The sequence below is a fragment of the Mesorhizobium sp. dw_380 genome, from assembly GCF_018588885.1.
Lineage (GTDB): Bacteria > Pseudomonadota > Alphaproteobacteria > Rhizobiales > Rhizobiaceae > Mesorhizobium.
Genome location: NZ_JAFFIW010000073.1, coordinates 1 through 10,909, shown reverse-complemented (window position 1 = coordinate 10,909; position 10,909 = coordinate 1). Strand labels below are relative to the sequence as shown.

General features: G+C 66.3%; 11 protein-coding genes and 1 pseudogene. 8 read left to right on the top strand and 4 right to left on the bottom strand.

Annotation, left to right across the window (positions count from 1 at the left end; all coding sequences use genetic code 11):
* Positions 1–300, bottom strand: a pseudogene (locus JT360_RS33880) (hypothetical protein); the annotation flags it as partial.
* A 390-nt stretch (positions 301–690) separates the two neighbouring features.
* Here JT360_RS33880 and JT360_RS32010 point away from each other — a divergent pair.
* The 4 genes from JT360_RS32010 to JT360_RS31995 all read left to right on the top strand — a co-directional run bounded on the left by JT360_RS32010 (position 691) and on the right by JT360_RS31995 (position 3,408).
* Complete coding sequence (locus JT360_RS32010; RefSeq protein ID WP_214477253.1) at positions 691–1,443, top strand: DUF899 domain-containing protein; 753 nt, start codon at positions 691–693, stop codon at positions 1,441–1,443.
* Between the two features lie 192 nt (positions 1,444–1,635).
* Positions 1,636–1,899: a hypothetical protein gene (locus JT360_RS32005; RefSeq protein ID WP_214477251.1), complete on the top strand. Its 264-nt coding sequence runs from the start codon at positions 1,636–1,638 to the stop codon at positions 1,897–1,899.
* Positions 1,900–1,951: 52 nt separating this feature from the next.
* Positions 1,952–2,956 carry a zinc-dependent alcohol dehydrogenase family protein gene (locus JT360_RS32000; RefSeq protein WP_214477249.1) on the top strand — a complete coding sequence of 335 codons (1,005 nt, stop codon included), beginning with the start codon at positions 1,952–1,954 and terminating at the stop codon, positions 2,954–2,956.
* 179 nt (positions 2,957–3,135) lie between these two features.
* Positions 3,136–3,408, top strand: a complete 273-nt coding sequence (locus JT360_RS31995; RefSeq protein WP_214477247.1) for a hypothetical protein — start codon at positions 3,136–3,138, stop codon at positions 3,406–3,408.
* Between the two features lie 18 nt (positions 3,409–3,426).
* Here the strand turns inward: JT360_RS31995 and JT360_RS31990 are convergent, their stop codons facing one another.
* Together JT360_RS31990 and JT360_RS31985 are read right to left on the bottom strand one after the other, a co-directional pair.
* Positions 3,427–4,425: a bestrophin family protein gene (locus JT360_RS31990; RefSeq protein WP_214477245.1), complete on the bottom strand. Its 999-nt coding sequence runs from the start codon at positions 4,423–4,425 to the stop codon at positions 3,427–3,429.
* A gap of 59 nt (positions 4,426–4,484) precedes the next feature.
* Positions 4,485–5,102 carry a TetR/AcrR family transcriptional regulator gene (locus tag JT360_RS31985; protein ID WP_214477243.1) on the bottom strand — a complete coding sequence of 206 codons (618 nt, stop codon included), beginning with the start codon at positions 5,100–5,102 and terminating at the stop codon, positions 4,485–4,487.
* Between the two features lie 408 nt (positions 5,103–5,510).
* On the opposite strand from JT360_RS31985, the gene JT360_RS31980 reads away from it, so the two are divergent.
* The 3 genes from JT360_RS31980 to JT360_RS31970 are packed head-to-tail and all read left to right on the top strand — an operon-like array spanning position 5,511 to position 9,255.
* Positions 5,511–5,984: a (2Fe-2S)-binding protein gene (locus JT360_RS31980; protein WP_214477241.1), complete on the top strand. Its 474-nt coding sequence runs from the start codon at positions 5,511–5,513 to the stop codon at positions 5,982–5,984.
* Positions 5,981–6,964, top strand: coding sequence for an FAD binding domain-containing protein (locus JT360_RS31975; RefSeq protein ID WP_214477239.1), 984 nt, complete (start codon positions 5,981–5,983; stop codon positions 6,962–6,964). The genes JT360_RS31980 and JT360_RS31975 overlap by 4 nt, the downstream gene beginning before the upstream one ends.
* Positions 6,961–9,255 carry a xanthine dehydrogenase family protein molybdopterin-binding subunit gene (locus tag JT360_RS31970; RefSeq protein ID WP_214477237.1) on the top strand — a complete coding sequence of 765 codons (2,295 nt, stop codon included), beginning with the start codon at positions 6,961–6,963 and terminating at the stop codon, positions 9,253–9,255. Before JT360_RS31975 ends, JT360_RS31970 begins: the two co-directional genes overlap by 4 nt.
* Positions 9,256–9,455: 200 nt before the next feature.
* Here JT360_RS31970 and JT360_RS31965 read toward each other — a convergent pair whose 3' ends face one another.
* Positions 9,456–10,466, bottom strand: a complete 1,011-nt coding sequence (locus JT360_RS31965) for a zinc-dependent alcohol dehydrogenase family protein (protein WP_214477235.1) — start codon at positions 10,464–10,466, stop codon at positions 9,456–9,458.
* Positions 10,467–10,563: 97 nt separating this feature from the next.
* On the opposite strand from JT360_RS31965, the gene JT360_RS31960 reads away from it, so the two are divergent.
* Positions 10,564–10,909: LysR family transcriptional regulator (locus tag JT360_RS31960; RefSeq protein WP_250889218.1), on the top strand; the 346-nt coding region annotated here is incomplete at its 3' end.

Below are 10,909 nucleotides of genomic sequence, written 5' to 3'. Positions count from 1 at the left end.
TGGCCGGGCGGGGCGCGCGCGCGCGGGGCGCGGTGGGGCGGCGCGCGGGCGACGCGGGCGCGGCGGAGTCCGGGGGCGGCGGCGCGCGCGCTGCGGGGGCGGGGCAGCCTCGTTCGGGCGGCACGGGGGCGCGCGCCGCCGCACCCGCGAGTTGGCGCGATCGAAGTCGCCGGGCTGCGCCAGGGGGATGCCGCGCAGCGCCAGCGCCGGCGCGTCCTCGCGCAGGGCGACGCGGTCGAGCGCGCCAAGCGGATCGCCCGCCGCCAGCGCCAGTGCCGCCGCTGTAATCAGCGAGTCCATTCAAATCCCGTCACACTTGTAACTCCCACCCCGGCACTTCAGCGCCCTAACTTAAATCACCACCGCCGGTCAGCAAGCGGCATCGCCCCAAGGGGACCTAGCCATATGGCTGAGGACGCCTTGGCCGCCGTTGACGCCAATACCGGCATTCACTAGCCTGAGCATCTCAGGTATGAGTATTAAGCATCTTAATCGGAGGTGATTGAAAATGCCTGCAACCGACGACTTCGAGAATGCCGCGCGGCCTCGCCACCCCTGCTGCGCCGGGCCGGATGATTCAAATCCCGCCGCATTTGTAACTCCTGGCGCTGCGCTCCACCGCCCTACACTGGCTCAGGATGCCCAGACGACAACAGGCCGCGACGGCACCACTGGCAAAGGAGAAGACCAATGACCAAGAACATGACGATGAAGACCCCGCCGATCGTTTCAAGGCAGGAATGGGACGCCGCGTACGAAAAGATGCTGGTGAAGGAAAAGGCCACGATGCGCGCCAAGGACGCGCTGTCCGCCGAGCGTCGCCGCATGCCCTGGCTGGAAGTCGACAAGGCCTATGTGTTCGAGGGCCCGAACGGCAAGGTAAGCCTGCTCGACCTGTTTGAAGGCCGCCGCCAGCTGATCGTCTACCGCGCCTTCTTCGAGCCCGGCGTCTATGGCTGGCCCGACCACGCCTGCCGCGGCTGCTCGCTCGGCGCCGACCAGGTCGGCCATCTCGCCCATCTCAACGCCCGCGACACCACGCTTGCCTATGTTTCGCGCGCGCCGCAGGCCGACATTGCGCGGCTGAAGAAGCGGATGGAATGGAAGATGCCGTGGTACACGATCACCGACAGCTTCGACAAGGATTTCGGCGTCGACGAATGGCACGGCCACAACGTGTTCATCCATGACGGCGACCGCATCTTCCGCACCTATTTCATCAACACCCGCGGCGACGAAGCGTTGGGCACGGTGTGGAGCTACCTCGACGTGACACCGCTCGGCCGCCAGGAGATCTGGGAAGACTCGCCCGAAGGCTATCCCCAGACCCCGCTCTACAGCTGGTGGAACTGGCACGACAATTACGAAGCCGGAGCCGACAAGAAATGGGCCGAAGTGTCCGCCGCGGGCGAAGCCGCGTTCAGGGATAAGGCTGAGCAGTAACAGGGCGAGGCCATCAAGCTTGGGTTCCTCGCCCCACAAAGTGGGGAGAGGTGGCTCGGCGAAGCCGAGACGGAGAGGGGCTGCGCCCTACGAAAGCCCCCTCTCCGGCCGCTTCGCGACCACCTCTCCGCCGCCTTTGGCGAGGGCGAGGAACCCAAGTCCTGACGGGTCGCAACCATCAAGGAAAAGACGATGAGCGATATCCATTCAAGCACCGGCGGCGCCGTCCCTGAAAGCACCGAAGCGACGACCTCTGGCGTCGCCGACTGGCTGTGCCTCGCCGCGGCTCCGACCTTCGCCGTGATGGCCCTGCTCTCCTGCCTTCAAAGCGGCGACGCGGCCATGCTGTGCATGGGCGGCTCACCGCTCACCGGCATGGCAGCCATGTATCTGCTGATGAGCGCCTTCCACCTCGCACCCTGGCTGCGGGTGATTTCCGGCCGGCAAGCACGATAGCAACTCCTGGCCCGCCGCCGCCAGACAACATCCACACCCATCGGAGAAGACAATGAGGCTGGTCAGGCTGAGAGCGCCCGGTGGCTTGGACAAGCTCGACCTGATCGAGGAAGATCCGCCCCAGCCGAGGCCGGGCGACGTGCTGGTCCGGATCCGCGCCTGCTCGTTGAACATGCGCGACGATTTCGCGGTGCAGGGCAAGACGCCGACCGCCGACGGCCGCGTGCCGCTGTCCGATGGCGCCGGCGAAGTGGTTGCCGTCGGTGATGGTGTCGATGCGTTCAAGCCCGGCGACAGCGTCGTCAGCGTTTTCTACCCCTTTTGGCTCGACGGCGACATGACGCCTTCCACAAGGCGGGATGTGCCGGGCGAAAGTTTCGACGGCCTGGCGAGCGAATATGTCTGCCTGCCGGCGCAGGCCTTCACCAGGGCACCTCAGGGCTACACGCATACCGAAGCCGCAACGCTCACCTGCACCGGTGTCACCGCCTGGCGGGGCCTGGTCGTGTGCGGCAAGGTGAAGCCCGGCGACACGGTGCTGGTCCTCGGCACCGGCAGCGTGTCGCTGTTCGCGCTGCAATTCGCCAAGGCCGCCGGCGCCCGGGTCATCGCCACATCGTCCGATGAGGAAAAGCTTGATCGCCTCAGCCGCCTTGGCGCCGACGCCACCATCAACTACAAGGCCGTGCCGGATTGGGGCCGCAGGGCAAGGGATTTGACAGGCGGACGCGGCGTGGACCACGTGATCGAGGTCGGCGGCCCTGCGACGCTGGCGCAGTCCATAACCGCCTGCCGCACAGGCGGCCACATCGCCCTGATCGGCGTGCTGACCGGCTTTACCGCGGAAGTGTCGATCCCGGCTTTGTTTTCGAACCAGATCCGGATCAGCGGCATTTCCATCGGCAGCCGGGCGGACCAGGAGGACATGATCCGCGCGATAGAGGCTATCAGCTTGAAGCCCATTATCGACCGCCGCTTGCCGCTGCGCGACATTGCCGCCGCCTTCAAGCACTACGGAGCCCGGAAGCACTTCGGCAAGGTTTGCCTGGAGCTTTAGGCGCTTCCCGCCGACGTGGCGGCACCGACTACCTCGCTTCATGCCTGCCCGACATCACGATGTTCCATTAGCGATAGCTAATTGACAGGCCGACGGAAACAGCGCTCATTGGCTTGCACAGGTGGATCGCAGCAACAGGCGGGCGATTTCGGCCGCCGGCGTCACCTGGGGAGGATTCCATGCCGACAGTCATTGGCCATCACGACATCACAAAAGACACCAAGCACTGGCTCGGTTCGCCCAAGCGCAAGGAGCTTTTCGGCTCGCTTGGAATCACCAACATCCGCACCTTCGTCGATCCGAAGAACCCGAAACGGGTGGCCGTGATGATGGACGTGCCAGACATGGATAAGATGGCCGCGCTGATGCAGAGCAAGGCGGCTGCCGACGCGATGGCCCACGATGGAGTGGTGCCGGAGTCGCTGGTGATCCTGGTCGAAGCGAAGGCGTAGCCGCGCCAAGTCCGGCACTCAGGTCGCGATATCGTTCACCGGCAGCAATGGTCTGGGAAGGTCAGCTTCGCCAAGCCCGGCGCGCAGCTCGATCTCGATGTCGCGGCATATCTGCGAGATCGGGACATCGTTGGCGTTGCCCTCGAACGGGTTGGCACTGCTCTCGCCGACCTGGTCGAGAGACATATAGGCCCAGCCCAGCAGCGTGCTGAACGGGATCGTGAGCCAGATGCCGATCGTGCCGAGCGGGCCGCCCAATTTGCCCATCTCCGCGAAGACCGGAACCACGCCGAACGGCAGCAGCGTGCAGAAGATCATGACGAACATGGCACTGACGATGGCGTATTGCCGCGGATAGGGATTGTTCTTGATGCGATCGCAGCGTGCCTGCTGATCGTGGAAATCGCGGATCAGCTTTACCAGCTCAGCGTAGACCTGCGGTGGGATTTTGGCATCCTTGAACAGCCCGTTGACCTGGATCGATTGCATTTCGAGCAAAGCCAGCGCCGGCTGCGGCGACTTCAGGACCTTGTCGGCCTGTTCGGCCAGCAAAGGCCGCAATTCATCGGCGACCGAGGCGGTATCCTCCTGGACGCGGAAACGCCGCCGGTACTCGATGTTGGCGGCCTTCCCCATCGATTCCCAGGGCATCGGCCGCCGCAGGGAAAAGCGCAGCGCCGTCATCCAGGCGATGTGGCGGTAGATAAGTTGCCTGGCTGTCGGCGCGTCGAGGAAGTCCCGGCAGAAATTGGACCACACCCGGCTGCTGGCCGTGATCTGCGTGAACGCCTGCAGCGCCTCACCGCTGCGGGTGAACACCTGCGAATTCTTGAAGCCGGCAACCAGCGACACGGTGGTGCCGAGCACGAGCACCACCGACCATGGCACCGAGAACCCTGCAATGCCCGGAAGGCGGTAGGCCGCCACCGCCAGTCCGCTCACCACCACCATGTAGATGACGCTGCGCCGCGACCAGAGCGCAAAATCAATCACCTTGTAGGAACGGCCTACATACATCGGTTTCCCCTCAAATCATGGACAGCCTTGGCTGTCTCACCGCCGATATCCGGTCGCGCTCACCGTGCCTTTACAGCTCCGAACCGCAACCCGTCCATCAGCAGTTTGACCAGCCGCCGCGAGCGGTCGCGCCACTCCGGCGTATCCGGCGCGGAATAGATGCCGCCCAGCGCGTGCAGCACGTCGGAGGCATCGACGTCGGCCCGGATGGTGCCATCGGCCACCGCCGCCTCGACCAGTTGCCGCAACGCTTGCGACACCCTGCCCGACGTGTCGGAAAACAGCGTCGAGTTGGTGTTGAGCAGGATGCGCAGGCTGGTCGCCAGGCCGCGCTTGGTGGCGATGTAATCGACGAAGCGCCGCATCCATTCTTCCAGCGCGACATCGGACGGATGTCTTGCCGCAAGCTCCCCGCCAGCGGCGCACAGCGCCTCCACCTCGCGGCGGTAGACCACCTCGACCAGATGTTCGCGCGTCGGGAAATGCCGGTAGAGCGTGCCGATGCCGACGCCGGCGCGGCGCGCGATCTCCTCCAGCGACGCATCGATGCCGCGCTCGGCAAACACCGCCGCCGCCACCTCGACCAGCCGGTCGCGGTTGCGCTGCGCATCGACGCGCAACGGCCTCGCCTCCGCGGCGGTCTTCGTTTCGGCGATTGCGGACGGCTCGGTGGCCAATTTTTTCTCCACGTCGAATTTGGGGCTTGAACCCGGCCGGGCCAGCCCCCACGTAGTAAACGGAGGCACCTCCGCTTAAGTGGAGTGCCTTCATCATATAGGCAGGGAACCCCGTATGTCACGTCTTTCGAACCTGCAAGATCCCTGGAGGCTGGCGGCGAAAAGGGCGGAGAGCGTTATCTCCCCCCTCGAGGGGGAGATGTCGCCGAAGGCGACAGAGGGGGTCGGTTCGACCGGGTGCGCCCTCTTGCGACGGCTGCAGGTTAGCGCTCTACGAGAAGCGACCCCCTCTGGCCTGCCGGCCATCTCCCCCTCAAGGGGGGAGATTACGCTCGTCGCCGCCTTGCCCCTGCCCGCCCCCACCCCAATTCCTTCCCATCCGCGTCAAGCAACTGGAGCCAGACGCCCATGACGAAAATCCCCATCCATCTCGATATCAACGGCCATCGCCACGAGTTGCAACTCGAGCCGCGTGTCACGCTGCTCGACGCCTTGCGCGAGCGGCTTGGCCTGACCGGCACCAAGAAGGGCTGCGACCACGGCCAGTGCGGCGCCTGCACCGTGCATGTCGATGGCGAGCGCGTGCTGGCTTGTCTGACGCTGGCGGCGCAAGCCGAGGGCCGCACCATTACCACCATAGAGGGGCTTGCACGGGAGGGCGAACTGCATCCCGTGCAGGCTGCCTTCCTTGAGCAGGACGCGTTCCAGTGCGGCTATTGCACATCGGGCCAGATCATGTCGGCGGTGGCCTGCATCCGCGAAGGCCATGCCGGCTCGGACGAAGAGATCCGCGAATACATGGCCGGCAATCTCTGCCGTTGCGGCGCCTATCCGCACATTGTCGCCGCCGTGCGCCAAGCCGCCCTGGAGGCCGCATCATGAGGGATTTTTCCTATCTCCGCGCCACGTCAGCCGATGCCGCGCGCCAGGCGGCCGCCCTGCCCGGCGCCATGCTGCTTGCCGGCGGCACCACGCTGATCGACCTCGCCAAATGCGGCGTCGCCGCGCCCGACACGCTGGTCGACATCACCCATCTCAAGGGGCTGGACAAGATCGAAGTGAATGAGCGCGGCGCCACCATCGGCGCGCTCGCCAGGATGAGCCATGTCGCCGATCACGCCGGCATCAAGAGCCGCTTCCCCGCCGTCTCGGAGGCGCTGTGGCAGGCGGCCTCGGCGCAGCTCCGCAATATGGCGACCATCGGCGGCAATCTGATGCAGCGCACGCGCTGCCCATATTTCCGCGATCCGTCGAATTTTCCGGCCTGCAACAAGCGCGAACCCGGCAGCGGCTGTTCGGCGATCGGCGGCGTCACCAGGGGCCATGCGGTGCTTGGCGCCAGCGACGCCTGCATCGCCATGTATCCCGGCGATCTCGCGGTGGCCCTTGTCGCCTTCGATGCGACAGTCCATCTCGGCGAACGTAAACTTCTGGTGGACGACTTTTTCCTGCGGCCTGGCGCTACGCCCGACAGGGAGCATGCGATCGAGCCGGGCGAGATGATCACCGCCGTCGAAATCCCCGGCTCCGCCGCCGCCCGCCGCTCGACCTATCTGAAGATCCGCGACCGGCAGTCCTATGAATTCGCCGCCGCGAGTGCCGCTGTCGGCATCGAATTCGAGGCCGATGGGCGCACCATCCGCGACCTGCGTGTCGCGCTCGGCGGCGTCGCCACCAAGCCGTGGCGGGCGCGAGCTGTGGAAGACGCCTTGAAAGGCAAGGTGCTGGAGCCGGACGCCGTTCGCGCCGCCAGCCGGCTCGCCGTCGAAGGCGCCGTCGACCATGGCGCCAACCACTACAAGATCGAGCTCGCGCCGCGCGTTGTCGCCCGCGCCATCCTCAAATTGGGAGAGACGGTATGACCGTTCACACAAGACATGGTGACGCCTCGGACGGCGCGCTGGCGCAAGCCGTCGGCGGCCGGCTGTCGCGCGTCGACGGCCCGGCCAAGATCACCGGTGCGGCCAAATACGCCGTCGAGCAGCAGCTCGAGGGCCTTGCCTATGCCGCGCTGGTCGAAAGCACGATTGCGTCAGGCAAGGTGCGCGTGATCGACACGACACAGGCCGAGGCAGCACCGGGCGTGCTGCAAGTGCTGACCCCCGACACCATCATCAGCCTCAGGAGCGCGTCGGACTGGTTCGGCACGCCGCCGCCGGACAAACCCTATTGTCCGCTGGCGCGTGACATCACCTTCTCGGGCCAGCATGTCGCGGCTGTCGTGGCGGAGACCTTCGAGCAGGCGGTTGCCGCGGCGGCACTGGTCAAGGTCAGCTATGACGAGACGCCTTCCATCGTCGACCTCAGCGACGCCAAGGCCGGCGACGGCATTCCGGTCGACGCCATGACCAAGGAATGGGGCGATGCGCCTGCCGCCTTCGCCTCGGCGCCGGTGCGGATCTGCGCCGCCTACAACACGCCGCGCGAATACCAGGCACCGATGGAGCCGCATGGGCTGATCGCGCGCTGGGAGGGCGACCATCTCACCGTGTGGGAGCCGAGCCAATGGCTGGACGGCATGGCCCGCACCTACGCCGAATGGTTCGGCTTGCCGTTCGAGAATGTGCGGCTGGTCTCGCCCTATATTGGCGGCGGCTTCGGCTCCAAGGCGCTGGCGCTCAGCCACGGCGCGATTGCCGCAAGTGCCGCCAAGATGCTCGGCCGGCCGGTGAAGCTGGTGATGACGCGGCCGCAGACCTTCACCGGCTATGGCGGCCGCGCGGCGACACGGCAGACGGTGACCATCGGCGCCGGTCATGACGGCGTGATACAGTCGATCGTACATCGCGGCGTCAACGAGACATCCATCGACGGCATGTGGGTCGAGCCGTTGGGCTCGGTCACCTCGATCATGTACGCGACGCCAAATTTCTCCTCGAAGCAGAATGTCGTGCGGGTGAATTCGGTGGTGCCGGGCGCCATGCGCGCGCCGGGCGAAAACCCGTCGGCCTTCGGCATCGAAAGCGCCATCGACGAGCTCGCCTATCAGGTCGGCATCGATCCGCTCGAGATCCGGCTGCGCAATTATGCCGAGCAGGATCCGCACGCCAGAAAAGCCTGGTCGACCAGGCAGTTGCGCGAAGCTTTTGCCGCGGGCGCCGAGCGCTTCGGCTGGGCCAGGCGTACGCCCGAGCCGCGCTCGATGCGCGACGGCAACCAGCTGATCGGCTGGGGCGTCGCCGCCGGCACCTATCCGGTGCGGCGCGCCTATGGCGAGGCGATCGTGCGCATCCTGGCCGACGGTTCGGTCGAGGTCGAAAGCTCCTCGATCGACATGGGCCAGGGCACCTACACCATCCTGGCGCAGACCGCCGCCGAGACGGTCGGCGTGCCTGCCGACGACGTGGTGGTGAAGCTGGGCGATTCCCGCTTTCCCCGCGCCGGTGTCACCGGCGGCTCGCGGCTGGCCGGGGTGATGACGGGTGCGGTCCATAAGGCGGCGACCTCGGCGCTCGACCAGCTGATCGGTCTGGCGATCAGCGATCCGCGCTCGCCTTTCCATACGCTGCAGGCCAACACTCTGGTGGTGAGCAACGGCCGCATCGGCTCGCCGCGCGGCGACGGCCCCGAAGTCTCGATCGCCGAACTGCTCAAAAGCGTCGGCCGCGACCATATCGAGGCGACCGGTGACACCATGCCGGCCAATTCGACCGCCGAGGACCGCTACAAGAACTACACCACCATCGCCATGGCGCTGCCGCACACCGAGGGCAACTATTCCCGCCACTCCTGGTGCGCGCATTTCATCGAGGTGCGCGTCGATGAGGATTTCGGCACGGTGCGCGTGTCGCGCGTGGTGTCGGCGCTGGATTCGGGCCGGCTCTACAACCCTAAACTCGCCGAAAGCCAGTGGAAGGGCGGCATCATCATGGGCATCGGCCAGGCGCTGCTTGAAGAAGGCGTCATGGACCGCCGCCACGGCCGTATCGTCAATGACAACCTCGCGGACTACCTCGTGCCGACCAATGCCGACATCCCCGACATCGAGGTGATCTCGGTCGGCATCCCCGACCTGCATTCCTCGGCCCTTGGCGGCAAGGGCGTCGGCGAACTCGCCATCGTCGGCGTCGCCCCGGCGATAGCCAATGCGGTGTTCCATGCGACGGGGAAAAGGGTGCGGGATCTGCCGATTACGCTGGAGAAGCTGATTTAGGCAGAGGCATGGTGCGAGGCGCCCCCCTCTGCCCTGCCGGGCATCTCCCCCTCAAGGGGGGAGATTGGTAGCGTCGGCGCTTCGCCAGTTTTCCAGCGTTGATCATTGGCGAGGACGATGAAGCGAATAATCTCCCCCCTTGAGGGGGAGATGGCCGGCAGGCCAGAGGGGGGCGGCCAGGCGCAAACCTCACCCTTTCCTCACCATTCCAACCCAAACACCAATTTCCCGAAATGCAGGCCGCCGGCGGCCATGTGGGCGTAGGCTTCGGCCGCTTCATCAGGTGAAAACACCTTGTCGACGACAGGCTCGATCCTAGCCGCACCGATGGCGCGGGCGGCGTCACGGAGGTCGGACACCGATCCGGTGTTGTTGCCGACCACCTTCAGCGCCTTGATGATGATCGGCAGCAGATTGACCGTGGCCTCGGCGCCGGTGAGAAAGCCGATGGTGAACAGCGTGCCGCCGGGCGCGGTGGCGTTGACCGCACGGGCGAAGGTGGCGGTGCCGCCGGTTTCGACGACGAGGTCGGCGCCGAGGCCGTCGGTCAGCTCCAGCACCTTGTCGTCCCAGTCGGATGTCGCGCGGTAGTTGATCAGATGATCGGCGCCGAGTGCCTTCGCCCGCTCCAGCTTCTCGTCCGATGAGGAGGTGATGATGACGGTGGCGCCGGCGGCTTTCGCAAGCTGCAGGGTAAAGATCGAGACGCCGCCGGTGCCGAGCAGCACGACGACCGACCCTGGCCCGACATTGGCGGCGCGGATCGCATTCCAGGCGGTGGTGCCGGCGATCGGCAGCGTCGACGCCCCCTCGAAGGAGAGATGCGCCGGGACCGGCACCAGCGCATTGGCCGGCAGGGCGACATATTCGGCCAGCGACCCCGGCAGCGAGATGCCACGCATCTGCCTCATCTCGTAAGGCCGTGGCGGACCGCCGATCCAGTGCGGCTTGGCATGCGCGATCACGCGATCGCCCGTGGTGAATGTCGTAACGCCCTCGCCCAGCGCGACGATCTCGCCGGCGCCGTCGGCGACCGGGATCAGCGGAAAGGTCGGTCCGGGATAATTGCCGCTCGCCACCGCGACATCGACGAAATTGAGGCTCGCCGCGCGCTGGCGGATCAGCACCTCGCCGCGCTGCGGTTCGGGGGTGGCGACGGTGGCTTTGCGGAAGGCGTCCAGCCTGGCCTGGCTGAGTTCGATGGCTTTCATGGTTTCACTCCTGGGTGACGATTGATGGGTTGAGTGAACCTAGCTGCTGCGCTATCCCTGGATAATCCTTGCCATTTACATTTGAGTATTGCGGATCATGCAGCAATCCCACGAACCGGCGGCCCTTGCCGAAATGGCAGCCTTCGCGGCCATCGCCGAGGCGCGCTCCTTCACCAGGGCGGCGGCGCGTGTCGGCCGCGACGCCACCATCCTGTCGCGGCGCCTGCAATCGCTGGAGGAGCGGCTGGGGGTAAGGCTGCTCCATCGCACGACGCGCAGCGTGTCGCTGACCGAAGCGGGCGCCGAATTCCTGGTGCGGGTGCGCGCACCCCCCCCCCCGGCCGCCAGGCCCGCGCGTGCGCCCTCCCCACATCCCGCGGACGGCCCCCGCCGCCGCCCCCGCCCGGCGCCGCCCGCCCGCTCCGGCGGCACTTGGGCGCGCC

Bases quoted from the DNA above. Each gene is read 5' to 3' on its own strand.
- JT360_RS32010 (WP_214477253.1), top strand. From the start codon at position 691: ATGACCAAGAACATGACGATGAAGACCCCGCCGATCGTTTCAAGGCAG.
- JT360_RS31965 (WP_214477235.1), bottom strand. From the start codon at position 10,466: ATGAAAGCCATCGAACTCAGCCAGGCCAGGCTGGACGCCTTCCGCAAA.
- JT360_RS31970 (WP_214477237.1), top strand. From the start codon at position 6,961: ATGACCGTTCACACAAGACATGGTGACGCCTCGGACGGCGCGCTGGCG.
- JT360_RS31980 (WP_214477241.1), top strand. From the start codon at position 5,511: ATGACGAAAATCCCCATCCATCTCGATATCAACGGCCATCGCCACGAG.
- JT360_RS31990 (WP_214477245.1), bottom strand. From the start codon at position 4,425: ATGTATGTAGGCCGTTCCTACAAGGTGATTGATTTTGCGCTCTGGTCG.
- JT360_RS31995 (WP_214477247.1), top strand. From the start codon at position 3,136: ATGCCGACAGTCATTGGCCATCACGACATCACAAAAGACACCAAGCAC.
- JT360_RS32005 (WP_214477251.1), top strand. From the start codon at position 1,636: ATGAGCGATATCCATTCAAGCACCGGCGGCGCCGTCCCTGAAAGCACC.
- JT360_RS32000 (WP_214477249.1), top strand. From the start codon at position 1,952: ATGAGGCTGGTCAGGCTGAGAGCGCCCGGTGGCTTGGACAAGCTCGAC.
- JT360_RS31975 (WP_214477239.1), top strand. From the start codon at position 5,981: ATGAGGGATTTTTCCTATCTCCGCGCCACGTCAGCCGATGCCGCGCGC.